The organism is Acidovorax sp. AC410, assembly GCF_979253235.1.
Genome location: NZ_CEEDCG010000001.1, coordinates 1290970 through 1312473, shown reverse-complemented (window position 1 = coordinate 1312473; position 21504 = coordinate 1290970). Strand labels below are relative to the sequence as shown.

The 21504-nt window shown below is 63.3% G+C and carries 28 protein-coding genes and 1 tRNA gene; 26 read left to right on the top strand and 3 right to left on the bottom strand.

The annotated features are described in order from the left end of the window. Positions 1-139 precede the first annotated feature (139 nt). Complete coding sequence (gene ubiA, locus AC0IZS_RS06120; protein ID WP_471634815.1) at positions 140-1024, top strand: 4-hydroxybenzoate octaprenyltransferase; 885 nt, start codon at positions 140-142, stop codon at positions 1022-1024. 15 nt (positions 1025-1039) lie between these two features. On the opposite strand, the gene proC is transcribed toward ubiA, so the two are convergent. The 3 genes from proC to AC0IZS_RS06105 form a co-directional block, all read right to left on the bottom strand. Next, positions 1040-1876 carry a pyrroline-5-carboxylate reductase gene (gene proC, locus AC0IZS_RS06115; protein ID WP_471634814.1) on the bottom strand — a complete coding sequence of 279 codons (837 nt, stop codon included), beginning with the start codon at positions 1874-1876 and terminating at the stop codon, positions 1040-1042. A 76-nt stretch (positions 1877-1952) separates the two neighbouring features. Next, complete coding sequence (glpK, locus tag AC0IZS_RS06110) at positions 1953-3446, bottom strand: glycerol kinase GlpK (RefSeq protein ID WP_471634813.1); 1494 nt, start codon at positions 3444-3446, stop codon at positions 1953-1955. A gap of 48 nt (positions 3447-3494) precedes the next feature. Further along, positions 3495-4259, bottom strand: a complete 765-nt coding sequence (locus AC0IZS_RS06105; RefSeq protein WP_007861688.1) for a DeoR/GlpR family DNA-binding transcription regulator — start codon at positions 4257-4259, stop codon at positions 3495-3497. Between the two features lie 204 nt (positions 4260-4463). Here AC0IZS_RS06105 and AC0IZS_RS06100 point away from each other — a divergent pair, with 204 nt between their 5' ends. From AC0IZS_RS06100 to AC0IZS_RS05980, 25 genes are all read left to right on the top strand, one after another. Continuing rightward, on the top strand, positions 4464-5540 hold the full coding sequence (locus AC0IZS_RS06100; RefSeq protein ID WP_471639471.1) for an ABC transporter ATP-binding protein: 1077 nt from the start codon (positions 4464-4466) through the stop codon (positions 5538-5540). A 1-nt stretch (position 5541) separates the two neighbouring features. Then, the gene (locus AC0IZS_RS06095; RefSeq protein WP_471634812.1) at positions 5542-6633 is read left to right on the top strand and encodes an ABC transporter ATP-binding protein; all 1092 of its coding nucleotides are present in this window, start codon (positions 5542-5544) and stop codon (positions 6631-6633) included. Beyond that, complete coding sequence (locus AC0IZS_RS06090; RefSeq protein WP_057203955.1) at positions 6630-7526, top strand: carbohydrate ABC transporter permease; 897 nt, start codon at positions 6630-6632, stop codon at positions 7524-7526. The genes AC0IZS_RS06095 and AC0IZS_RS06090 overlap by 4 nt, the downstream gene beginning before the upstream one ends. Next, positions 7519-8331, top strand: coding sequence for a carbohydrate ABC transporter permease (locus AC0IZS_RS06085; protein WP_471634811.1), 813 nt, complete (start codon positions 7519-7521; stop codon positions 8329-8331). Before AC0IZS_RS06090 ends, AC0IZS_RS06085 begins: the two co-directional genes overlap by 8 nt. A 12-nt stretch (positions 8332-8343) precedes the next feature. Then, a complete protein-coding gene (locus tag AC0IZS_RS06080) occupies positions 8344-8652 on the top strand; it encodes a DUF2160 domain-containing protein (RefSeq protein WP_471634810.1) in 309 nt (102 codons plus the stop codon). A 101-nt stretch (positions 8653-8753) separates the two neighbouring features. Further along, entirely contained in the window at positions 8754-10484 is a 1731-nt protein-coding gene (locus tag AC0IZS_RS06075; RefSeq protein WP_471634809.1) for an ABC transporter substrate-binding protein, read from the top strand. Between the two features lie 175 nt (positions 10485-10659). Next, positions 10660-12252, top strand: a complete 1593-nt coding sequence (locus tag AC0IZS_RS06070) for a glycerol-3-phosphate dehydrogenase/oxidase (RefSeq protein WP_471634808.1) — start codon at positions 10660-10662, stop codon at positions 12250-12252. Between the two features lie 195 nt (positions 12253-12447). After that, a complete protein-coding gene (gene rplN, locus AC0IZS_RS06065; protein WP_007861702.1) occupies positions 12448-12816 on the top strand; it encodes a 50S ribosomal protein L14 in 369 nt (122 codons plus the stop codon). Between the two features lie 9 nt (positions 12817-12825). Further along, positions 12826-13146 (top strand): 50S ribosomal protein L24, encoded by a 321-nt coding sequence (rplX, locus tag AC0IZS_RS06060; protein WP_471634807.1) that lies wholly within the window; start codon positions 12826-12828, stop codon positions 13144-13146. A gap of 9 nt (positions 13147-13155) precedes the next feature. Next, the gene (gene rplE, locus AC0IZS_RS06055) at positions 13156-13695 is read left to right on the top strand and encodes a 50S ribosomal protein L5 (RefSeq protein ID WP_471634806.1); all 540 of its coding nucleotides are present in this window, start codon (positions 13156-13158) and stop codon (positions 13693-13695) included. A gap of 8 nt (positions 13696-13703) precedes the next feature. Then, positions 13704-14009, top strand: coding sequence for a 30S ribosomal protein S14 (gene rpsN / locus AC0IZS_RS06050; RefSeq protein WP_007861712.1), 306 nt, complete (start codon positions 13704-13706; stop codon positions 14007-14009). Positions 14010-14029: 20 nt separating this feature from the next. Next, positions 14030-14425, top strand: coding sequence for a 30S ribosomal protein S8 (gene rpsH / locus AC0IZS_RS06045; RefSeq protein ID WP_057203963.1), 396 nt, complete (start codon positions 14030-14032; stop codon positions 14423-14425). A gap of 25 nt (positions 14426-14450) precedes the next feature. Then, a complete protein-coding gene (rplF, locus tag AC0IZS_RS06040) occupies positions 14451-14984 on the top strand; it encodes a 50S ribosomal protein L6 (RefSeq protein ID WP_471634805.1) in 534 nt (177 codons plus the stop codon). Positions 14985-14995: 11 nt separating this feature from the next. Next, positions 14996-15361, top strand: coding sequence for a 50S ribosomal protein L18 (gene rplR, locus AC0IZS_RS06035; RefSeq protein ID WP_007861721.1), 366 nt, complete (start codon positions 14996-14998; stop codon positions 15359-15361). 17 nt (positions 15362-15378) lie between these two features. Beyond that, the gene (gene rpsE, locus AC0IZS_RS06030; RefSeq protein ID WP_471634804.1) at positions 15379-15897 is read left to right on the top strand and encodes a 30S ribosomal protein S5; all 519 of its coding nucleotides are present in this window, start codon (positions 15379-15381) and stop codon (positions 15895-15897) included. A gap of 13 nt (positions 15898-15910) precedes the next feature. After that, entirely contained in the window at positions 15911-16093 is a 183-nt protein-coding gene (gene rpmD, locus AC0IZS_RS06025; protein WP_007861725.1) for a 50S ribosomal protein L30, read from the top strand. Positions 16094-16103: 10 nt separating this feature from the next. After that, positions 16104-16535 (top strand): 50S ribosomal protein L15, encoded by a 432-nt coding sequence (gene rplO, locus AC0IZS_RS06020; protein WP_322591287.1) that lies wholly within the window; start codon positions 16104-16106, stop codon positions 16533-16535. Positions 16536-16559: 24 nt separating this feature from the next. Further along, positions 16560-17879, top strand: a complete 1320-nt coding sequence (secY, locus tag AC0IZS_RS06015) for a preprotein translocase subunit SecY (RefSeq protein ID WP_471634803.1) — start codon at positions 16560-16562, stop codon at positions 17877-17879. A gap of 147 nt (positions 17880-18026) precedes the next feature. Further along, entirely contained in the window at positions 18027-18140 is a 114-nt protein-coding gene (gene rpmJ, locus AC0IZS_RS06010; RefSeq protein WP_005793651.1) for a 50S ribosomal protein L36, read from the top strand. A 23-nt stretch (positions 18141-18163) separates the two neighbouring features. Further along, the gene (gene rpsM / locus AC0IZS_RS06005) at positions 18164-18529 is read left to right on the top strand and encodes a 30S ribosomal protein S13 (RefSeq protein WP_035206424.1); all 366 of its coding nucleotides are present in this window, start codon (positions 18164-18166) and stop codon (positions 18527-18529) included. A gap of 18 nt (positions 18530-18547) precedes the next feature. Beyond that, a complete protein-coding gene (rpsK, locus tag AC0IZS_RS06000; protein ID WP_471634802.1) occupies positions 18548-18952 on the top strand; it encodes a 30S ribosomal protein S11 in 405 nt (134 codons plus the stop codon). A 90-nt stretch (positions 18953-19042) separates the two neighbouring features. After that, positions 19043-19666: a 30S ribosomal protein S4 gene (gene rpsD / locus AC0IZS_RS05995; RefSeq protein WP_322591289.1), complete on the top strand. Its 624-nt coding sequence runs from the start codon at positions 19043-19045 to the stop codon at positions 19664-19666. A gap of 116 nt (positions 19667-19782) precedes the next feature. After that, entirely contained in the window at positions 19783-20775 is a 993-nt protein-coding gene (locus AC0IZS_RS05990) for a DNA-directed RNA polymerase subunit alpha (protein WP_007861735.1), read from the top strand. Positions 20776-20936: 161 nt separating this feature from the next. Continuing rightward, the gene (gene rplQ, locus AC0IZS_RS05985) at positions 20937-21335 is read left to right on the top strand and encodes a 50S ribosomal protein L17 (RefSeq protein ID WP_057203970.1); all 399 of its coding nucleotides are present in this window, start codon (positions 20937-20939) and stop codon (positions 21333-21335) included. 20 nt (positions 21336-21355) lie between these two features. Beyond that, positions 21356-21432: transfer RNA gene (locus AC0IZS_RS05980), tRNA-Met, on the top strand. Positions 21433-21504 lie beyond the last annotated feature (72 nt).

Genomic DNA, 21504 nt, shown 5'->3' with positions numbered 1-21504 from the left:
ATTCCCGGTGTAGGACATTTCCTGCATGGCAGTGGTCCCGCGCCCGGCGGGCTCGGGAGACGGGGGCGCGCGGCTGCTACATTCCCGGTGCCGCCCTTCCTACGGGCAAACCACCCCCGCATTTGCCGCTTTTCCTGCCATGTCCGCACCGCCGCGCAGCCGCCTGTCCCTGTACCTCGACCTGATCCGCTGGAACCGGCCTGCCGGCTGGCTGGTGTGTTTGTGGCCCACGCTGAGTGCGCTGTGGATTGCGTCGGACGGTTTCCCGGGCTGGCACCTGCTGGCGGTGTTCGTGCTGGGCACCTTTCTCATGCGCAGCGCAGGCTGTTGTGTGAACGACGTGGCCGACCGCGACTTTGATCGCCACGTCAAGCGCACCGCGGCGCGGCCCGTGACCACGGGCGCGATTTCCGTCAAGGAGGCACTGGCCCTGGGAGCCGTGCTGGCGCTGGTGTCCTTCGGCCTGGTGCTGACCACCAATGCGGCGGCCATCGCCTGGTCGGTGCCCGCTGTGCTGGTGGCCATTGCCTACCCGTTTTCCAAGCGCGTGATTTCCATGCCGCAGGCGGTGCTGGGCATCGCCTTCAACTTCGGCATCGTGATCGCGTTCGCTGCCGTGCAGGGCCAGGTGCCCGCCGTGGCCTGGTGGATGTGGCTCGGCAACCTGTTCTGGGTGCTGGCCTACGACACCGAGTACGCCATGGTCGACCGCGACGATGACCTCAAGATCGGCATCAAGACCTCGGCCATCACCCTGGGCCGCTTCGACGTGGCGGCCATCGTGCTGTTCTACCTGCTGTTCCTGTCCATCTGGGGCGTGGCGCTGGCGCCCTATGCCCTGGGTCCGGTGTACTGGCTGGCCACGGCGGCCGCCCTGGCCCAGGGTTTCTGGCACTGGACGCTGATACGCCACCGCACCCGCGAAGGCTGCTTCATCGCCTTCCGGGTCAACCACTGGCTGGGCGCCACGGTGTTCGCGGGCATTGCCGGCAGCTACCTGTTGCGCCAGTTTGCTATCAACTAGATAGCAAACTCAGGGCTACTTGCCGAACTCATTGCCCAGTTCGTGGGCGCGGTGTTCGGCGGCCTTCATCGCGCGCTCGAAAGCCTCGCCCACGCCATCCTTCTCCATGGACTGCAGGGCCGCATAGGTCGTGCCGCCCTTGGACGTGACGCGCTGGCGCAGCACGGCCGGCGGTTCGTCCGAGCGGCGCGCCAGTTCCGAAGCGCCCACGAAGGTGCCCACGGCCAACTGGTGGGCCTGCTCGGCCGACAGGCCCATGGCCGTGCCTGCACGGGCCATGGCTTCCAGGAAGTAGAACACGTAGGCCGGGCCTGAGCCGGACAGGGCCGTCACGGCGTCGAGCTGCTTTTCGCTGTCCACCCACAGGTACTCGCCGGTGGTGGCCATGATGGCCTGCACGCTCTCGCGCTCGGCCTGCGATACGCCGGGGCGGGCATACAGCGCGCTCATACCCTTGCCCACCAGGGCCGGGGTGTTGGGCATGGTGCGCACCACGCGCTGGCTGTCGAGCCACTGGGCGATGCTGTCCGAGCGGATGCCGGCGGCCACGCTCAGGTGCAGGGCCTCCTGGGTATGGGCACGTGCCTGGGCAGCGGCATCCTTGAAGGTCTGGGGCTTGACGGCCCAGACCACGATGCGGGCGCGCTGCAGGGCGGGGCCGGCCTCGGCCTGGGCCTCCAGCCCATAGTTCTTGCGCAGGGCCTCGCGCGCTTCGGCCCAAGGCTCGACGACCTCGATCTGGCTGGCCGGGTGGCCCTGGCGGATCAGGCCGCCGATGATGGCGCTGGCCATGTTGCCGCCGCCGATGAAGGCGATCACGGGAAGGGAAGGGGTGGCGGTGGTCTGGCTCATGGTGTGCGGTCGGAAGAACGAAGACAGGGGAACGGCAGGGCCATGATGGTAGCCGCCCCGCCGGACCCGGGGGCCGTCATTCCAGGGTGGCCTGGCGCACGGCCAGTTCCCAGCGCTCCATCAGCTCGCGCGCACGCGCCTGGCCCAGCGTGGGCACGAAGCGCCGCTCGGCCCGCCACAGCTGCGAGAGCTCGGCCGTGCTGCCGTACACGCCGCTGGACAGGCCCGCCAGGTAGGCGGCACCCAGGGCGGTGGTCTCGATCACGGCCGGGCGCACCACGGGGATGCCCAGCAGGTCGGCCTGGAACTGCATCAGCAGGTCGTTGATGCAGGCTCCGCCGTCCACGCGCAACTCGCTCACCGGGGCGCCGCCGGCGGCCACGGCATCGCGGCTCATGGCCAGCAGCAGGGCAGCGCTCTGGTAGGCGATGCTCTCCAGCGCGGCGCGCGCGATGTGGCCCAGGTTGGACCCACGCGTCAGCCCCGTGATGGTGCCACGTGCATCCGGCTTCCAGTACGGGGCGCCCAGACCGGTGAAGGCCGGCACCATCATCACGCCGCCCGAGTCGGGCACGCTCTGCGCCAGCGACTCGACCTCGCTGCTGGTGGAGATGGCGCGCAGGCCGTCGCGCAGCCACTGCACCACGGCGCCACCGACGAAGACACTGCCTTCCATGGCGAACTCGGTCTGTGCGCTGGCCTGGGCCGCGCTGGTCGTGAGCAAACCGTTCTGCGAGGTCTGGAAGGTGGTGCCCGTGTGCATGAGCATGAAGCAGCCCGTGCCATAGGTGTTCTTGGCCATGCCCGCACCAAAGCAGGCCTGGCCGAACAGCGCGCTCTGCTGGTCGCCCGCCACGCCGCCCACGCGGATGGCGTGGCCCAGCAGGTCGGGCGCCACGTCGCAGAAATGCGAACTCGATGGCTGCACCTGCGGCATCAGCGATTTGGGAATGCGCAGCAGCGCCAGCAGCTCGTCGTCCCACTGGTTGGTGTGTACGTTGAACAGCATGGTGCGCGAGGCGTTGCTCACGTCCGTCACATGCACCGCGCCATGCGTGAGCTGCCACATGAGCCAGCTGTCGACCGTGCCGAAGGCCAGCTCGCCGCGCTCTGCCTGGTCGCGTGCGCCGGGCACGTGGTCCAGCAGCCACTGCAGCTTGGTGCCCGAAAAATAGGCATCAATCAGCAGGCCGGTCTTGGCCTGGATGGTTCCGGCCTTGCCTTGCTCGCGCAGCGCGGCGCAGGCCGGCTCGGCCCGGCGGTCCTGCCAGACGATGGCATGGTGTACGGGCTGGCCGGTCTGGCGGTTCCACAGCACGGTGGTCTCACGCTGGTTGGTGATGCCCACGGCGCGGATGGCGCTGGCTTTGATGTTCGCCTTCTCCAGCGCCTCGCGGGCCGTGGCCAACTGGGTGCGCCAGATTTCCATCGGGTCGTGCTCCACCCAGCCGGGCTGGGGGTAGATCTGCGGCAGCTCGCGCTGGGCCTGGGCCACGATGTGGCCCTGCTCGTCGAAGACGATGCTGCGGGAGCTGGAGGTGCCTTGGTCGAGTGCGAGCAGGTAGGTCATGGCGGGCAAGGATAAGTCAGGCGAGGCGCAGCCGGAGGGTGCGTAGGATCAGGCCGCGACGGTGCAGATCACCTCGGCGTCCTGCAGCAGCACGGGGAAAGGCTCGGGTGGCGGCGCATCGGTGAACAGCCGGTCGATCTGCTGCAAGGTGGCCAGCTGCACCATGGCCGGGCGGTTGAACTTGCTCTGGTCGGCCGCCAGCCAGACCTCGCGCGACTGGGCAATGATGGTCTGCGCCACCTTCACCTCGCGGTAGTCGAAGTCGCGCAGCGAGCCGTCGGGCTCGATGCCCGAAATGCCGATGAGCGCGATGTCCACGCGGAACTGGCGGATGAAATCCACCGCCGCCTCGCCCACGATGCCGCGGTCGCGCGCGCGCACCACGCCGCCGGCCACGATCACCTCGCACTCGGGGTTGCCGCTCAGGATGGCGGCCACGTTCAGGTTGTTGGTGATCACGCGCAGGCCCCGGTGGTGCAGCAGCGCCTTGGCGATGGCCTCGGTGGTGGTGCCGATGTTCAGGATCAGCGAGCAGTCGTTGGGCACCTGCTCTGCCACGGCGCGCGCAATGCGCGCCTTGCCCTCGGCATGCAGGGTTTCGCGCTGGGTGTGTGCCAGGTTCTCCACGGTGGAGCTGGGCACGCGCACCCCGCCATGAAAACGCGTGAGCAGGCCCGATTCGGCCAGGCGCTGCACGTCGCGGCGCACCGTCTGCAGGGTCACGCCCAGGGTCTCGGCCAGTTGTTCGACGCTGGCAGATTTGCGCGCGCGCACTTCTTCAAGGAGCAGGAGTTGTCGGGGATTGGTATTCACGCAGATTCGGCAGCAAGAAAGAAGCCAATGGAGTGGATGTACTTTAAATGGAACAAAAAGGAACCCGTTAAGGGTAAACCTTGATTTGAAACGATCACAAAAGAACAAGAATGAACGCAATCGAAAACAAACGACCGCCGTGCGCCTGCGCCGGCGGTTTGGCACAACAGGCCCTCTGAGGGGCACTATGGAAAGGCATGCGTGATGCAGCTGGCAATGGACAGCATCAGCAAGAGGGTGGGGGCGCAGACCTGGCTCCATGACATGAGCATGGCGCTGCACAGCGGCGCCGTGACGGTGCTGCTGGGCGCCACGCAAGCCGGCAAGACCAGCCTGATGCGCATCATGGCCGGGCTCGATACACCCACCGCCGGCACCGTGCGGGTGGACGGTGCGGACGTGACCGGCGTGCCGGTGCGCGAGCGCAACGTGGCCATGGTCTACCAGCAGTTCATCAACTACCCCTCGATGAAGGTGGCCGACAACATCGCCTCGCCGCTCAAGCTGCGCGGCGAAAAGAACATCGACACCCGGGTGCGCGAGATCGCCGCCCGCCTGCACATCGAGATGTTCCTGGACCGCTACCCGGCCGAGCTCTCGGGCGGCCAGCAGCAGCGTGTGGCGTTGGCGCGGGCCCTGGCCAAGGGCGCGCCGCTGATGCTGCTCGACGAGCCGCTGGTGAACCTGGACTACAAGCTGCGCGAAGAGCTGCGTGAAGAGCTGACGCAGCTGTTTGCCGCCGGCCAGTCCACGGTGGTGTATGCCACCACCGAGCCGGGCGAGGCCCTGCTGCTGGGCGGCTACACCGCCGTGCTCGACGAGGGTCGCCTGCTGCAATACGGCCCCACGGCCGAGGTGTTCCATGCGCCCAACTCGCTGCGCGTGGCGCGTGCCTTCAGCGACCCGCCCATGAACCTGATCGCGGCCACGGTGGCCGCGCAAGGCGTGCAATTGCAAGGCGGGGCCACGTTGTCCATCCCGCTGCCGCAGGGTACGGCGGCCGGTGCTGTCACCGTCGGCGTGCGCGCCAGCGCGCTGCGCGTGCAGGCCCGCCCTGGCGACGTGAGTGTGAATGGCACGGTGGAACTGGCCGAGATCTCGGGCTCCGATACCTTCGTGCATGCCTCCACCCCCTGGGGCGACCTGGTGGCGCAGCTCACCGGGGTGCATTACTTTGAACTGGGCACGCCCCTGGCGCTGCACCTGGACCCGGCGCAGGCCTATGTGTTCGGCGCCGACGGCGCGCTGGTGTGGGCGCCTGCGCGCCTGGGAGGGCGTTGAGATGGCACGTATCAGCCTGGACCTGGCGCATTCCTACAAGCCCAACCCGCAGCAGGACGGCGACTACGCGCTGCTGCCCCTCAAGATGGAGTTCGAGGACGGCGGTGCGTATGCGCTGCTCGGCCCCTCGGGCTGCGGCAAGACGACCATGCTCAACATCATGTCGGGCCTGCTCGTGCCCTCGCATGGCAAGGTGCTGTTCGATGGCCGTGACGTGACACGCGCCAGCCCGCAGGAGCGCAACATCGCCCAGGTGTTCCAGTTCCCCGTGATCTACGACACCATGACGGTGGCCGAGAACCTGGCTTTTCCGCTGCGCAACCGCAAGGTGCCCGAAGACCAGATCAAGCAGCGCGTGGGCGTGATCGCCGAGATGCTGGAGATGAGCGGCCAGCTCAACCAGCGCGCGGCGGGCCTGGCGGCCGACGCCAAGCAGAAGATCTCGCTGGGCCGTGGCCTGGTGCGCTCGGACGTGGCGGCCGTGCTGTTCGACGAGCCGCTCACGGTGATCGACCCGCACCTCAAGTGGCAGCTGCGCCGCAAGCTCAAGCAGATCCACCACGAGCTCAAGCTCACGCTGATCTATGTGACGCACGACCAGGTCGAGGCGCTGACCTTTGCCGACCAGGTGGTGGTGATGACGCGCGGCCGCGCCGTGCAGGTGGGCTCGGCCGATGCGCTGTTCGAGCGCCCCGCGCACGTCTTCGTGGGCCACTTCATCGGCTCGCCGGGCATGAACTTCCTGCCCGCGCAGCGCGATGGCGCGAACCTCTCGGTGGCCGGGCACCGCCTGGTGGCGCCCGTGGGCCGCACGCTGCCCGAAGGCGCCTTGCAGGTGGGCATACGGCCCGAGTACCTGGCCCTTGCCCAGCCAGAGCAGCCGGGTGCCCTGCCTTGCACGGTGGTGCAGGTGCAGGACATCGGCACCTACCTGATGCTCACCGCCCGGGTGGGCGAGCACACGCTCAAGGCGCGCTTCACGCCCGAGACCCGTTTGCCGTCGGCCGGTGACACGGCGTGGCTGCAGGTGCTGGGCACGCACACCTGCTTCTACCAGAACGAACAATTGCTGGCCGCGGAGGCGACCCCATGAGCACCACCACCAAACCGGTGAACCAGAAGGCCTGGTTCCTGATCCTGCCGGTCATCATCTGCGTGGCCTTCTCGGCCATCCTGCCGCTGATGACGGTGGTGAACTACTCGGTGCAGGACATCATTTCGCCCGAGCGGCGCGTGTTCGTCGGCACCGAATGGTTTGCCGCCGTGATGCGCGACGAGGAGCTGCACGCCGCGCTGTGGCGCCAGATCACCTTCTCGCTGGCGGTGCTGGCGGTGGAGATTCCACTGGGCATCATGCTGGCGCTGTCCATGCCCGCGCAGGGCTGGAAGTCCTCGGCCGTGCTGGTGGTGGTGGCCCTGTCGCTGCTGATCCCCTGGAACGTGGTGGGCACCATCTGGCAGATCTATGGCCGCGCCGACATCGGGCTCATGGGCCGCATGCTGCAGGAGATCGGCATCGAGTACAGCTACACCGGCAATGCCACGCAGGCCTGGCTCACGGTGCTGCTGATGGACGTGTGGCACTGGACCCCGCTGGTGGCGCTGCTGGCGTTCGCCGGGCTGCGCTCCATTCCCGACGCCTACTACCAGGCGGCGCGCATCGACGGGGCCAGCAAGTTCGCGGTGTTCCGCTACATCCAGCTGCCCAAGATGCGCGGCGTGCTGATGATCGCGGTGCTGCTGCGCTTCATGGACAGCTTCATGATCTATACCGAGCCCTTCGTGCTCACGGGCGGCGGGCCGGGCAATGCCACCACCTTCCTGAGTCAGTACCTGACGACCAAGGCCGTGGGCCAGTTCGACCTGGGCCCCGCCGCGGCGTTCTCGCTGATCTACTTCTTCATCATCCTGCTGCTGTGCTTCATCCTCTACAACTGGATGCAGCGCGTGGGCACCGCCAGCAACGAAGGGGCCGGCCATGAATGAAAAACGCTTCCACAAGCGGTCGCTGTTCCTGATCGCCTATCTGATTTTCGCCGTGTTGCCCATCTACTGGATGATCAACATGAGCTTCAAGACGAATGCGGAGATCCTGTCCTCGTTCTCGTTTTTTCCCCAGCACTTCACCTGGGACAACTACAAGACCATCTTCACCGATGCGTCCTGGTACTCGGGCTACATCAACAGCCTGATCTACGTGGGCATCAACACGGTGATCTCGCTCACCGTGGCGCTGCCGGCGGCCTACGCCTTCTCGCGCTACCAGTTCATGGGCGACAAGCATGTGTTCTTCTGGCTGCTGACCAACCGCATGACGCCGCCGGCCGTGTTCCTGCTGCCCTTCTTCCAGCTGTACACCACGGTGGGCCTGATGGACACGCACATCGCCGTGGCGCTGGCGCACCTCTTGTTCAACGTGCCGCTGGCGGTGTGGATCCTGGAGGGCTTCATGAGCGGCATTCCGCGCGAGATCGACGAGACGGCCTACATCGACGGCTACAGCTTCCCGCGCTTCTTTGTGACCATCTTCCTGCCGCTGATCAAGGCCGGCGTGGGTGTGGCGGCGTTCTTCTGCTTCATGTTCAGCTGGGTCGAGTTGCTGCTGGCGCGCACGCTGACCAGCGTGAACGCCAAACCCATCGTGGCCACCATGACGCGCACCGTGAGCGCCTCGGGCATGGACTGGGCAACACTGGCCGCGGCCGGCGTGCTCACCATCGTGCCGGGCGCCATCGTCATCTGGTTTGTGCGGCATTACATCGCGAAGGGTTTCGCGATGGGCCGCGTCTGAGAAGGAGTTGCCATGTTCGAGTGGATGGCCTGGACCCTGCCGGTGGCGGTGTTCTTTACGTGCATCGTGCTGATGCTGGTGGGCATGACCCTGTGGGAGCTCAAGTCTCCCACCACCCTGCGCAAGGGCTTTCTGCCCCTGGAAACAACGCGCGGCGACCGCCTGTTCATCGGGCTGCTGTCGGCGGCCTACGTGAACCTGATCTATGTGGGCGTGAGCGGCAAGCTCGCACAGTGGTTCGGGCTGGGCGAGGACCCGTCGATCTGGTTCAGCTTCGTGCTGTCCATGCTGCTGCTCGGCCTGGTCATGCGCAAGGGCTGAAGACGCCCTGGAAATGTTCCCGTCGCACGGCTCAACCCTTCCCCGGAGCCGGGCGACCCTTGTGTATCCAATGGGGAGATGACTATGAGGAGACAGGCACTATGAAGACGCGGTATACAGCGCTGGCACTGGCGGTAGCAGTCGTGACCGGGCAGTCGGCCATGGCGGGTGAGGCCGAAGCCAAGAAGTGGGTCGACAGCGAGTTCCAGCCCTCCACGCTGAGCAAGGACCAGCAGATGGCCGAGATGAAGTGGTTCATCGAGGCGGCCAAGAAGCTCCAGGGCAAGGGGGTCAAGGAGATCTCCGTGGTCTCCGAGACCATCACCACCCACGAATACGAATCCAAGACCCTGGCCAAGGCCTTCGAGGAGATCACGGGCATCAAGGTCAAGCACGACCTGATTCAGGAAGGCGACGTGGTCGAGAAGCTGCAGACCTCGATGCAGTCGGGCAAGTCGATCTATGACGGCTGGATCTCGGACTCGGACCTGATCGGTACGCACTACCGCTATGGCAAGATCATGAGCCTGACCGACTACATGGGCGGCGCGGGCAAGGAGTTCACCAACCCGGGCATCGATCTCAAGGACTACATCGGGACCAAGTTCACGACCGGTCCGGACGGAAAGATGTACCAGTTGCCTGACCAGCAGTTCGCCAACCTGTACTGGTTCCGTGCCGACCTGTTCGACCGCAAGGACATCAAGGACAAGTTCAAGGCCAAGTTCGGCTACGACCTGGGCGTGCCGCTCAACTGGAGCGCCTACGAGGACATCGCCGAGTTCTTCACCAACGACGTGAAGACCATCGACGGCAAGGCCATCTATGGCCACATGGACTACGGCAAGAAGGACCCTTCGCTGGGCTGGCGCTTCACCGATGCCTGGCTGTCCATGGCCGGCACGGCCGACATCGGCGCGCCCAATGGCCTGCCGATCGACGAATGGGGCATCCGCGTGGCCGACGACAAGTGCACGCCCGTGGGCGCCTCGGTGGCCCGTGGCGGTGCGACCAACTCGCCTGCAGCCGTCTATGCCCTGACCAAGTACGTGGACTGGATGAAGAAGTACGCGCCCAAGGAAGCCACGGGCATGACCTTCGGTGAAGCCGGCCCCGTGCCCGCCCAGGGCCAGATCGCGCAGCAGATATTCTGGTACACCGCCTTCACCGCCGACATGACCAAGCCCGGCCTGCCCGTGGTGAATGCGGACGGTACGCCCAAGTGGCGCATGGCCCCCGGCCCGAACGGCCCGTACTGGAAGCAGGGCATGCAGAACGGCTACCAGGACGTGGGTTCGTGGACCTTCTTCAAGGACCACGATGCCAACAAGACCGCGGCTGCCTGGCTGTACGCCCAGTTCGTGACGGCCAAGACCACGTCGCTCAAGAAGACCCTGGTGGGCCTGACCCCGATCCGCGAAAGCGACATCCAGTCCAAGGCCATGACCGACATGGCGCCCAAGCTCGGCGGCCTGGTGGAGTTCTACCGCAGCCCGGCCCGCGTGGCATGGTCGCCCACCGGCACCAACGTGCCCGACTACCCCAAGCTGGCCCAGCTGTGGTGGAAGAACGTGGCCCAGGCCGTCACGGGTGAGAAGACGCCCCAGGGCGCCATGGACACGCTGGCCGACGAGATGGACCAGGTGATGGCCCGTCTGGAGCGCGCCGGCATGGCCCATTGCGCGCCCAAGCTCAACCCCAAGAGCGCGCCCACCAAGTGGCTGAGCGACAAGCAGGCCCCATGGGCCAAGCTGGCCAATGAGAAGCCGAAGGGCGAAACCATTGCCTACGACAAGCTGCTGCAGGCTTGGAAGGATGGCAAGGCGCGCTGAGCGCCCAGGCCCCTGGCGGCCGGTCCTCTCTATTGATCCATAGACAGCCGGTCGCCATTTCTTCCCTCCACACCCGCGGGCTCGGGAGGCCCACCAGGCCAATCCCGCCCCGCAGGTGTCAAGAATTCAGGGTTTACCCTAGCCCAAACCCCGTGCCTGTGGACAATCAGCACCTATGACCCACGCCTTCGCTCCCCTGCCCACGCGGCGCTCCGACCTCCTTGACCGCCTTGCCGAGCCGCGCCACTACGACCTGGCCGTGATCGGAGGCGGGGCGACGGGCCTCGGTGTGGCGCTGGACGCGGCGGCCCGGGGCTTCAGCGTGGTGCTGGTCGATTCGCACGATTTCGCCAAGGGAACCTCCTCGCGTGCCACCAAACTGGTGCATGGGGGGGTGCGCTACCTGGCCCAGGGCAACATCGCGCTGGTGCGCGAGGCCTTGCACGAGCGCACCACGCTGCTCAACAACGCCCCCCACCTGGCCCAGCCCCTGGCCTTCGTGATGCCCTCCTACAAGGTGTGGGAGACGCCGTTCTACGGCATCGGCCTGATGATGTACGACGCCCTGGCCGGCAAGGCGGGCCTGGGGTCCACCCAGTTCCTGGGCCGCGCCAAGACCCTGCAATGCCTTCCCAACGCGCGCCAGGACGGACTCAAGGGCGGCGTGAAGTACTGGGATGGCCAATTCGACGATGCCCGCCTGGCGCTGGCGCTGGCCCGCACGGCCGCAGCCAAGGGGGCACTGCTGCTCAACTACTGCCCGGCGACCTCCCTGGTCCATGAGAACGGCAAGGTGGCCGGTTTCGTCTGCGAAGACAGTGCCAGCGGCCGCCAGTTCACCGTGCGCGCCAAGGCCGTGGTGAATGCCACCGGCGTCTGGGTGGATGCCCTGCGCCAGATGGATGGCGAGGCCATCGGCCGCCCGGTCAAGCCCATCGTGGCGCCCAGCCAGGGCGTACACATCGTGGTGGACCGCGAATTCCTGCCCTCCGACCACGCCCTGATGGTGCCCAAGACGGCCGACGGCCGGGTGCTGTTTGCCGTGCCGTGGCTGGGCAAGCTCATCTTGGGCACCACCGACAGCCCGCGCCAGGACGTGGTGCGCGAACCCCTGGCCTTCAAGGAAGAGGTGGCCTTCATCCTCGACGAGGCCGCGCGCTACCTGACCCGCGCCCCCCAGGTGGCCGACATCCGCAGCATCTGGGTGGGTCTGCGTCCCCTGGTCAAGCCGCAGGACGACGACGGCGACAACACCAAGAAGATCAGCCGCGAGCACACGGTGCTGGCCAGCCGAAGCGGCCTGGTGACGGTGACCGGGGGCAAATGGACCACCTACCGTGCCATGGCCGAGGATGTGTTGCAAAAATGCTTCACCGTGGGCCTGCTGCCGGAAAAGGCCGCTGGCGTCACCAACCGCCTGCCCCTGGTGGGCACGCCCGCCGAGCCGGTGCGCCACCGCATCAGCGACGCGCAGGGACTGCATTCCTATGGCAGCGAAGCCGCCGTCGTGCAGGAAATACAGGGCGCTGGCGTGGACTTGGGCGGTGGGCTGACCGAGGCCATGGTGCGCTTCGCCGCACGCCATGAGTACGCCTGCACGGTGGAAGACGTGCTGGCGCGCCGCTCGCGCATGCTGTTCCTGGACGCCCGCCAGGCCATCGCCACCGCCCCTCGGGTGGCAGCCCTCCTGCAGGAGGAGCTGGGCACCGACCCACAACTGGATGCGTTTTTGTTGCTCGCCCAGCAATATTTGCATGCGCCCTTGTGATAGGCACTTGACTTCGCTTGTTGCCTTTGCAATAATCGAGGGCTTCGCGTTTCCTACGTGAAGTTTCTGCCCAGCGGGAAGTGCTGCAAATGGTTTGCGGTGCGGACGACGGGCCCAAGACTGACTGGCTGATCTGCAGCCCTTGAGAAGTTCTTCTGGGGCCGTGGTCTTCTGGTGCAAGTTGGGAATATTGAAATGATCCAGACAGAATCTCGGTTAGAGGTTGCCGACAATACCGGCGCCAAGTCCGTCCTTTGCATCAAGGTGCTGGGTGGCTCGAAGCGTCGCTATGCAAGCGTTGGCGACATCATCAAAGTGAGTATCAAAGAAGCCGCTCCGCGTGGCCGCGTCAAAAAAGGCGAGGTTTACAGTGCAGTGGTCGTTCGCACCGCCAAGGGCATCCGCCGCGGTGACGGCTCGCTCGTCAAATTCGACGGCAACGCAGCAGTGTTGCTGAATGCAAAGTTGGAGCCTATCGGCACCCGCATCTTTGGACCCGTGACGCGTGAACTGCGTACCGAGAAGTTCATGAAGATCGTGTCCCTGGCTCCTGAAGTTCTCTAAGGACGCGCCATGAACAAGATTCGCAAGGGCGACGAAATCATCGTGCTGACCGGGCGCGACAAGGGCAAGCGCGGCACGGTGTCGCTGCGCAAGGACGATTCCTACGTGCTGATCGACGGCATCAACGTCGTCAAGAAGCACGCCAAGCCGAACCCCATGAAGGGTACGACGGGCGGCATCGTTGAAAAGTCCATGCCTATCCACCAGTCCAACGTAGCCATCTTCAATGCGGCTACCGGCAAGGCTGATCGTGTGGGCATCAAGGTGCAGGCAGACGGCGCACGCATTCGCGTGTACAAGTCCAGCGGCGCTGAAATCAAGGTGGCCTAAGGGGCAAACATGGCACGACTCCAAGAAATCTACCGCGACAAGATCGCTCCCGAACTGGTCAAGCAGTTCGGCTACACCTCGCCCATGCAGGTTCCCCGTCTGACCAAGATCACGCTCAACATGGGTGTGAGCGAGGCAGTCTCGGACAAGAAGGTGATGGACAACGCCGTGGCTGACCTGACCAAGATTGCTGGTCAGAAGCCCGTGGTGACCAAGGCCAAGAAGGCTATCGCCGGTTTCAAGATCCGCGAAGGCCAAGCCATCGGTTGCATGGTCACGCTGCGTGGCGTGCAGATGTATGAGTTCCTGGACCGTTTCGTGACCGTGGCTCTGCCCCGCGTTCGTGACTTCCGTGGTATCTCCGGTCGCGCTTTCGACGGCCGTGGCAACTACAACATCGGCGTCAAGGAACAGATCATTTTCCCTGAAATCGAGTACGACAAGGTCGATGCCTTGCGCGGTCTCAATATCAGCATCACCACGACGGCCACGTCCGACGAAGAAGCCAAGGCTCTTCTCGCTGGTTTCCGTTTCCCGTTCAAGAACTGAGGCAGGGTATGGCTAAAGTAGCTTTGATCCAGCGCGAACTGAAGCGCGAAAAACTGGCCGCCAAGTACGCAACGAAGTATGCGGAACTGAAGGCGATTGCCGGTGACGCCAAGCGCAGCGACGAAGAGCGTGACGCAGCCCGCCTGGGCCTGCAGAAGCTCCCGCGCAATGCGAACCCCACGCGCCAGCGCAACCGTTGCGAAATCACCGGTCGTCCGCGCGGTACCTTCCGTCAATTCGGTCTGGCCCGCGCCAAGATCCGTGAACTGGCTTTTGCAGGCGACATCCCCGGTGTCACCAAGGCCAGCTGGTAAGCAGGCAGGAGAATTACAACATGAGCATGAGTGATCCTATCGCTGACTTGCTGACCCGCATCCGTAATGCACAGATGGTCGCCAAGGCCACGGTTCTGGTGCCTTCTTCCAAAGTGAAGATTGCCATCGCCCAGGTGCTGAAGGACGAGGGTTATATCGACGGATTCCAGGTCAAGACCGAATCCGGCAAGTCCGAACTCGAAATCGCCCTGAAGTACTACGCAGGTCGCCCGGTGATTGAGCGCATCGAGCGCGTCAGCCGCCCTGGCCTGCGTGTCTACAAAGGCTACGATTCCATCCCGCAAGTCCAGAACGGTCTTGGTGTGGCAATTGTCACCACGCCCAAGGGCGTGATGACCGATCGCAAGGCGCGCGCTACCGGTGTCGGTGGCGAAGTGCTCTGCTACGTGGCCTAACCCGCGGCATTGAGGAGAAACTGAAATGTCCCGAGTAGGAAAAATGCCCGTGACCATCCCCGCAGGCGTGGATGTGTCCGTTAAAGCCGACCAGATCTCTGTCAAGGGTACTGGTGGTGTTCTTTCGCTGGCGCAAAACGTGCTGGTGAAGGTGTCGAGCAACGACGGCAAGCTCAGCTTCGAGCCTGCCAACGATTCTCGTGAAGCCAATGCCATGAGCGGCACGATTCGCCAACTCGTCAACAACATGGTTGTTGGCGTGAGCAAGGGCTTCGAGAAGAAGCTGACCCTGATCGGCGTGGGCTACAAGGCCGCCGCATCCGGTGCCAAGCTCAACTTGGCTGTCGGTTACTCGCACCCCGTCAACATCGAGATGCCTGCCGGCATCACGGTGGCCACCCCCACGCCCACGGAAGTGATCGTAAAGGGTGCCGACCGCCAACGCGTTGGCCAAATTGCCGCTGAGATCCGTGCTGTTCGTCCACCCGAGCCCTACAAGGGCAAGGGCATCCGCTATGCGGACGAGAAGATCACGATCAAAGAGACCAAGAAGAAGTAAGGAGCTGCAACATGTTGACCAAGAAAGAGCAGCGTCTTCGTCGTTCGCGCCAGACCCGCATCCGCATTGCACAGCAAGGCGTGGCCCGTCTGACCGTGAACCGCACGAACCTCCATATCTACGCCAGCGTCATCTCCGGCGACGGCAGCAAGGTGTTGGCCAGCGCCTCCACCGCAGAAGCCGATGTCCGCAAGGAACTCGGTGGCTCTGGCAAGGGTGGCAATGCCGCCGCAGCCACGGCCATCGGCAAGCGCATTGCTGAAAAGGCAAAGGCTGCTGGCGTCGAGAAGGTTGCATTTGATCGCTCAGGCTTTGCCTACCACGGTCGCGTCAAGGCTTTGGCCGACGCAGCCCGTGAAGCTGGCCTGCAGTTCTAAGCGGAGCGGAATACAAAATGGCTAAATTTCAACCCAAAGTGCAAGACGAAGGTCGTGACGACGGTCTGCGCGAAAAAATGATCGCGGTGAACCGCGTGACCAAAGTCGTGAAGGGTGGCCGTATCCTCGGTTTCGCTGCACTGACTGTGGTCGGCGACGGTGACGGCCGCGTGGGCATGGGCAAGGGCAAGTCCAAGGAAGTGCCTGCTGCCGTGCAAAAGGCGATGGAAGAAGCCCGTCGCAACATGGTGAAGGTCTCGCTGAAGCACGGCACGATCTTCCACCAGGTGACCGGCCACCACGGCGCTGCACATGTGATGATGGCACCGGCCCCCAAGGGTACCGGCATCATCGCTGGCGGCCCGATGCGCGCTGTCTTCGAAGTGCTGGGCGTGACCGACATCGTGGCCAAGAGCCATGGTTCGTCCAACCCCTACAACATGGTCCGCGCCACTTTTGACGCCCTGGTGAACTCCACGACGCCTTCGCAAGTGGCAGCCAAGCGCGGCAAAACGGTCGAAGACATCTTCGCCTGATTGGAAGCTGTAAATGACTACGCAACAAACCGTCAAGATTCAACTGGTGCGCAGCCCTATCGGCACCAAGGAATCGCACCGCGCCACCGTCCGTGGCCTGGGTCTGCGCAAGCTGAACAGCGTCAGCGAACTGCAGGACTCGCCCGAAGTGCGCGGCATGATTAACAAGATCAGCTATCTGGTCAAAGTCCTCTGAGAGATAGATCATGGAACTCAATAGCATCAAGCCCGCAGACGGCGCCAAGCATGCCAAGCGCCGTGTAGGCCGCGGTATCGGCTCCGGCCTGGGCAAGACCGCTGGCCGTGGTCACAAGGGTCAGAAGTCCCGCGCAGGCGGCTACCACAAGGTGGGTTTCGAAGGCGGTCAAATGCCTTTGCAACGTCGCCTGCCAAAGCGCGGCTTCAAGTCGCACCTGCTGAAGTTCAACGCCGAAGTCACGCTGACCGATCTGGACAAGCTGGGCCTGGCCGAAGTGGACGTGCTCGCTCTCAAGCAAGCCGGCCTGATCGGCGAGCTGGCCAAGGTGGTCAAGGTCATCAAGAGCGGCGCTCTGTCCAAGGCTGTCAAGCTGACGGGCGTGGGCGCTACTGCAGGTGCCAAGGCGGCTATCGAAGCTGCTGGCGGCAGCCTGGCCTGATTTTGGTTCTGAAAGAAGGTACCTGTGGCTACTAGCGCGGCTCAAATTGCAAAAACCGGCAAGTTCGGCGACCTGCGTCGTCGCCTGGTTTTTCTGTTGCTTGCGCTGGTCGTGTACCGCATCGGGGCGCATATCCCCGTGCCCGGTATCGACCCAGCCCAACTTCAGCAGCTTTTCAGCGGCCAGCAAGGCGGCATCCTGAACCTGTTCAACATGTTCTCGGGTGGAGCGCTCTCGCGCTTTACCGTCTTTGCACTGGGGATCATGCCGTACATCTCGGCATCGATCATCATGCAACTGATGACCTACGTGGTCCCGACGTTTGAGCAGCTGAAGAAGGAAGGCGAGTCCGGTCGCAGGAAGATCACCCAGTACACGCGCTACGGCACGCTGGGCCTGGCCATTTTCCAGTCGCTCGGCATTGCCGTGGCACTGGAGAGCTCGGCCGGTCTGGTGCTGAGCCCCGGCATGGGTTTTCGCATCACGGCCATGGTCAGCCTCACGGCTGGCACCATGTTCCTGATGTGGCTCGGTGAGCAGATCACGGAACGTGGTCTTGGCAACGGCATCTCGATCCTGATCTTTGCAGGTATCGCGGCCGGTCTGCCAAGCTCCATCGGTGGCCTGCTGGAGCTGGTGCGCACGGGTGCAATGAGCATCCTGGCAGCCATCTTCATCGTGCTGGTGGTCGCTGCGGTGACTTACTTCGTGGTGTTCGTGGAACGTGGCCAGCGCAAGATCCTTGTGAACTATGCGCGCCGGCAGGTGGGGAACAAGGTCTATGGTGGACAATCGTCGCACCTGCCCTTGAAGCTGAACATGGCAGGTGTGATTCCTCCCATCTTCGCGTCGTCCATCATCCTGCTGCCAGCCACCGTGGTGAACTGGTTCAGTGCCGGGGAGTCGATGCGCTGGTTGCGCGACATCTCCTCCGCCCTGACACCTGGTCAGCCGGTGTATGTGATGTTCTACGCTGCTGCGATCATCTTCTTCTGCTTTTTCTACACGGCGCTGGTCTTCAACAGCCGTGAAACGGCAGACAACCTGAAGAAGAGCGGTGCGTTCATTCCCGGGATCCGTCCTGGTGAACAGACGGCCCGTTATATCGACAAGATTCTTGTGCGACTGACACTGGCGGGGGCGGTTTACATCACCTTCGTCTGCCTGCTGCCCGAGTTCTTGATCCTGAAGTACAACGTACCGTTTTACTTTGGTGGAACTTCGCTGTTGATCATTGTGGTGGTGACCATGGACTTCATGGCCCAGGTCCAGAACTACATGATGTCGCAACAGTATGAGTCGCTGCTCAAGAAAGCCAATTTCAAAGGCAATCAAGGCGGTTGACGGGTTGGAAGGGCCTGGGCGCTTGAAGCGCCTGGTCCCCGAAAGCAAGGTTTAGGTTAGTTGGCGCCCCACGATTTTGTAGCGGGCACAAAAATTGTGTTCCGTGCAAAACAGCCGGGACGGATGGAAAAGTTTTAGGAGAATGCAATGAGAGTTTCGGCTTCGGTCAAAAAAATCTGCCGCAACTGCAAGATCATCCGCCGCAAGGGTGTGGTGCGCGTGATCTGCACGGATCTGCGTCACAAGCAGCGCCAGGGTTGATTGGAAAGTATTAGAGGACGCATATGGCACGTATCGCTGGCATCAACATTCCGCCCCACAAGCACGCGGAAATCGGTTTGACCTCCATTTTTGGAATTGGTCGCACACGCGCTCGCAAGATTTGCGAAGCCACCGGCATCGCTTACTCCAAGAAGATCAAGGATCTGACGGACAGCGATCTGGAAAAGATTCGCGAACAGATCGAGCAATTCACCATTGAAGGTGATCTGCGCCGCGAAACCACCATGAACATCAAGCGTTTGATGGACATTGGCTGCTACCGTGGTTTCCGCCATCGTCGTGGTCTGCCGATGCGTGGTCAGCGTACCCGTACCAATGCACGCACCCGCAAGGGCCCGCGCAAGGGTGCTGCTGCACTGAAGAAATAAAGAGATTGAAAGATCAATATGGCCAAGTCTCCAGCCAATAACGCATCACAGCGCGTTCGCAAGAAGGTTCGCAAGAACGTGTCGGACGGCATTGCCCACGTGCATGCTTCGTTCAACAACACGATCATCACGATCACGGACCGCCAGGGCAATGCCTTGTCGTGGGCCTCGTCGGGTGGCCAGGGCTTCAAGGGCTCGCGCAAGTCTACGCCTTTCGCAGCCCAGGTGGCTTCGGAAGTGGCTGGCCGCGCCGCCATCGACCAAGGCATCAAGAACCTGGACGTCGAGATCAAGGGCCCAGGTCCTGGTCGCGAATCCTCGGTGCGTGCACTGGGTGCCCTGGGCATCCGCATCACGTCGATCTCCGACGTGACGCCGGTCCCGCACAATGGCTGCCGCCCTCAAAAGCGCCGTCGTATCTAATTTTCACAAGCCCACCGCCGCCTGCGTACGCGAGAGCGACACAGGCGGCTCCCGCAATGGTTTGCGGTAGATGACATAAAGGAAGTTCAAGTGGCACGTTACCTCGGCCCCAAGGCCAAACTCTCCCGCCGTGAAGGCACCGACCTGTTCCTCAAGAGCGCACGCCGCTCCATTGCGGACAAGTGCAAGTTCGACTCCAAGCCTGGTCAGCACGGCCGCACCTCCGGTGCCCGCACGTCCGACTACGGCCTGCAGCTGCGCGAAAAGCAGAAGGTCAAGCGCATGTACGGCATTCTGGAAAAGCAGTTCCGCCGCTACTTCGAGACCGCTGACAGCCGCAAGGGCAACACCGGTGCCAACCTGCTGTTCCTGCTGGAATCGCGCCTGGACAACGTCGTGTACCGCATGGGCTTCGGCTCCACGCGTGCAGAAGCCCGCCAGCTGGTGTCGCATTGCGCCATCACGGTGAACGGCAAGCCGGTCAACATCCCTTCGTACCTGGTCAAGGTCGGTGACGTCGTGGCCGTGCGCGAAAAGTCCAAGAAGCAGAACCGCATCGTCGAAGCTCTGCAACTGGCTGCACAGGTCGGCATGCCAGCCTGGGTGGACGTCAATGCCGACAAGGCAGAAGGCGTGTTCAAGAAGGTGCCTGACCGCGACGAGTTCGGTGCCGACATCAACGAATCGCTGATCGTTGAGTTGTATTCGCGCTAATCGCTAGTTCGAATCACATTTCGAGAAAACCGTACCTGAACCGCGAGGCATCGCGGTTTAGGCGCTTCACCAGCCTTACCGGTGTAACGAGCTGGGGGTATTGAGAGGAAGTCTGAATGCAAACCAATTTGCTGAAACCCAAGGCGATCAATGTCGAGCAGCTTGGCCACAACCGTGCCAAGGTCGCGCTGGAGCCGTTCGAGCGTGGCTACGGCCACACGCTGGGCAATGCCATTCGGCGCGTCCTGCTCTCGTCCATGGTGGGTTACGCAGCGACGGAAGTCACCATTGCAGGTGTTCTGCATGAGTACTCGTCCATCGATGGCGTTCAAGAAGATGTGGTCAACATTCTCCTGAACCTCAAGGGCGTGGTGTTCAAGCTGCACAACCGTGACGAAGTCACGCTGAGCCTGCGCAAGGATGGTGAAGGCGTGGTGACCGCGCGCGACATCCAGACGCCCCATGACGTCGAGATCGTCAACCCCGACCACGTGATCGCCACGCTGTCGGCCGGTGGCAAGCTGGACATGCAGATCAAGGTCGAAAAGGGCCGTGGCTACGTGCCGGGCAACCTGCGCCGCTATGCCGACGAATCGACCAAGTCGATCGGCCGCATCGTGCTGGACGCCTCGTTCTCCCCCGTGAAGCGCGTGAGCTACACCGTGGAAAGCGCCCGCGTGGAGCAGCGTACCGACCTGGACAAGCTGGTCGTCGAGATCGAGACCAACGGTGCCATCACGGCCGAAGACGCCGTGCGCGCATCGGCCAAGATCCTGGTGGAACAGCTGGCTGTGTTCGCACAGCTGGAAGGTGGCGAGCTGGCTGCGTTCGACGCACCTGCAGGCCCACGCGGCAATGCCACGTTCGATCCGATCCTGCTGCGCCCTGTGGACGAGCTGGAACTGACCGTGCGTTCCGCCAACTGCCTGAAGGCCGAGAACATCTACTACATCGGTGACCTGATCCAGCGCACCGAGAACGAGCTGCTCAAGACGCCTAACCTGGGTCGCAAGTCGCTCAACGAAATCAAGGAAGTGCTCGCATCGCGTGGTCTCACGCTGGGCATGAAGCTTGAGAACTGGCCGCCAGCTGGTCTGGACAAGCGTTAATCAAAACCGCTATAATCCCGGGTTCCCCGAAAGAGGAACTTCTGGGTCTCAGAGTCCCCCGCAAGGGGGACTTTTCGTTCCCCCGAGGGAACAACAGTGCCTCGCGCAGTACCTGATACGGCTGCCCGATTTAATTACATAGACAGTAGAAGGAAAGCACCATGCGCCACGGACACGGCCTCCGCAAACTCAATCGCACCAGCTCGCACCGCCTTGCGATGCTGCAGAACATGATGAACTCGATCATCGAGCACGAAGTCATCAAGACCACCGTTCCCAAGGCCAAGGAACTGCGCCGCGTGATCGAACCCATGATCACCCTGGCCAAGGTCGACACCGTCGCCAACCGCCGCCTGGCTTTCAACCGCCTGCGCGACCGTGACAGCGTCACCAAGCTGTTCAACGACCTGGGCCCCCGCTTCAACGCGCGTCCCGGTGGCTACACCCGCATCCTGAAGATGGGTTTCCGCGTTGGCGACAATGCGCCCATGGCCCTGGTTGAATTGGTCGACCGTGGCGATGAAAAAACTGAAAATTCTTCGGCCGCAGCCGCTGAATAAGGTATATAATTCAATCTTGCCGCGCGATGGAGCAGTCTGGTAGCTCGTTGGGCTCATAACCCAAAGGTCGGAGGTTCAAATCCTCCTCGCGCAACCAATATTGCAAAAAGCCCACTTTCGAGTGGGCTTTTTTGTTTTTGGCGTTGCTGCCTGGCTGCCATGGCGGGTC

Bases quoted from the DNA above. Each gene is read 5' to 3' on its own strand.
- ubiA (WP_471634815.1), top strand. From the start codon at position 140: ATGTCCGCACCGCCGCGCAGCCGCCTGTCCCTGTACCTCGACCTGATC.
- proC (WP_471634814.1), bottom strand. From the start codon at position 1,876: ATGAGCCAGACCACCGCCACCCCTTCCCTTCCCGTGATCGCCTTCATC.
- glpK (WP_471634813.1), bottom strand. From the start codon at position 3,446: ATGACCTACCTGCTCGCACTCGACCAAGGCACCTCCAGCTCCCGCAGC.
- AC0IZS_RS06100 (WP_471639471.1), top strand. From the start codon at position 4,464: ATGCAGCTGGCAATGGACAGCATCAGCAAGAGGGTGGGGGCGCAGACC.
- AC0IZS_RS06095 (WP_471634812.1), top strand. From the start codon at position 5,542: ATGGCACGTATCAGCCTGGACCTGGCGCATTCCTACAAGCCCAACCCG.
- AC0IZS_RS06090 (WP_057203955.1), top strand. From the start codon at position 6,630: ATGAGCACCACCACCAAACCGGTGAACCAGAAGGCCTGGTTCCTGATC.
- AC0IZS_RS06085 (WP_471634811.1), top strand. From the start codon at position 7,519: ATGAATGAAAAACGCTTCCACAAGCGGTCGCTGTTCCTGATCGCCTAT.
- AC0IZS_RS06080 (WP_471634810.1), top strand. From the start codon at position 8,344: ATGTTCGAGTGGATGGCCTGGACCCTGCCGGTGGCGGTGTTCTTTACG.
- AC0IZS_RS06075 (WP_471634809.1), top strand. From the start codon at position 8,754: ATGAAGACGCGGTATACAGCGCTGGCACTGGCGGTAGCAGTCGTGACC.
- AC0IZS_RS06070 (WP_471634808.1), top strand. From the start codon at position 10,660: ATGACCCACGCCTTCGCTCCCCTGCCCACGCGGCGCTCCGACCTCCTT.
- rplN (WP_007861702.1), top strand. From the start codon at position 12,448: ATGATCCAGACAGAATCTCGGTTAGAGGTTGCCGACAATACCGGCGCC.
- rplX (WP_471634807.1), top strand. From the start codon at position 12,826: ATGAACAAGATTCGCAAGGGCGACGAAATCATCGTGCTGACCGGGCGC.
- rplE (WP_471634806.1), top strand. From the start codon at position 13,156: ATGGCACGACTCCAAGAAATCTACCGCGACAAGATCGCTCCCGAACTG.
- rpsN (WP_007861712.1), top strand. From the start codon at position 13,704: ATGGCTAAAGTAGCTTTGATCCAGCGCGAACTGAAGCGCGAAAAACTG.
- rpsH (WP_057203963.1), top strand. From the start codon at position 14,030: ATGAGCATGAGTGATCCTATCGCTGACTTGCTGACCCGCATCCGTAAT.
- rplF (WP_471634805.1), top strand. From the start codon at position 14,451: ATGTCCCGAGTAGGAAAAATGCCCGTGACCATCCCCGCAGGCGTGGAT.
- rplR (WP_007861721.1), top strand. From the start codon at position 14,996: ATGTTGACCAAGAAAGAGCAGCGTCTTCGTCGTTCGCGCCAGACCCGC.
- rpsE (WP_471634804.1), top strand. From the start codon at position 15,379: ATGGCTAAATTTCAACCCAAAGTGCAAGACGAAGGTCGTGACGACGGT.
- rpmD (WP_007861725.1), top strand. From the start codon at position 15,911: ATGACTACGCAACAAACCGTCAAGATTCAACTGGTGCGCAGCCCTATC.
- rplO (WP_322591287.1), top strand. From the start codon at position 16,104: ATGGAACTCAATAGCATCAAGCCCGCAGACGGCGCCAAGCATGCCAAG.
- rpmJ (WP_005793651.1), top strand. From the start codon at position 18,027: ATGAGAGTTTCGGCTTCGGTCAAAAAAATCTGCCGCAACTGCAAGATC.
- rpsM (WP_035206424.1), top strand. From the start codon at position 18,164: ATGGCACGTATCGCTGGCATCAACATTCCGCCCCACAAGCACGCGGAA.
- rpsK (WP_471634802.1), top strand. From the start codon at position 18,548: ATGGCCAAGTCTCCAGCCAATAACGCATCACAGCGCGTTCGCAAGAAG.
- AC0IZS_RS05990 (WP_007861735.1), top strand. From the start codon at position 19,783: ATGCAAACCAATTTGCTGAAACCCAAGGCGATCAATGTCGAGCAGCTT.
- rplQ (WP_057203970.1), top strand. From the start codon at position 20,937: ATGCGCCACGGACACGGCCTCCGCAAACTCAATCGCACCAGCTCGCAC.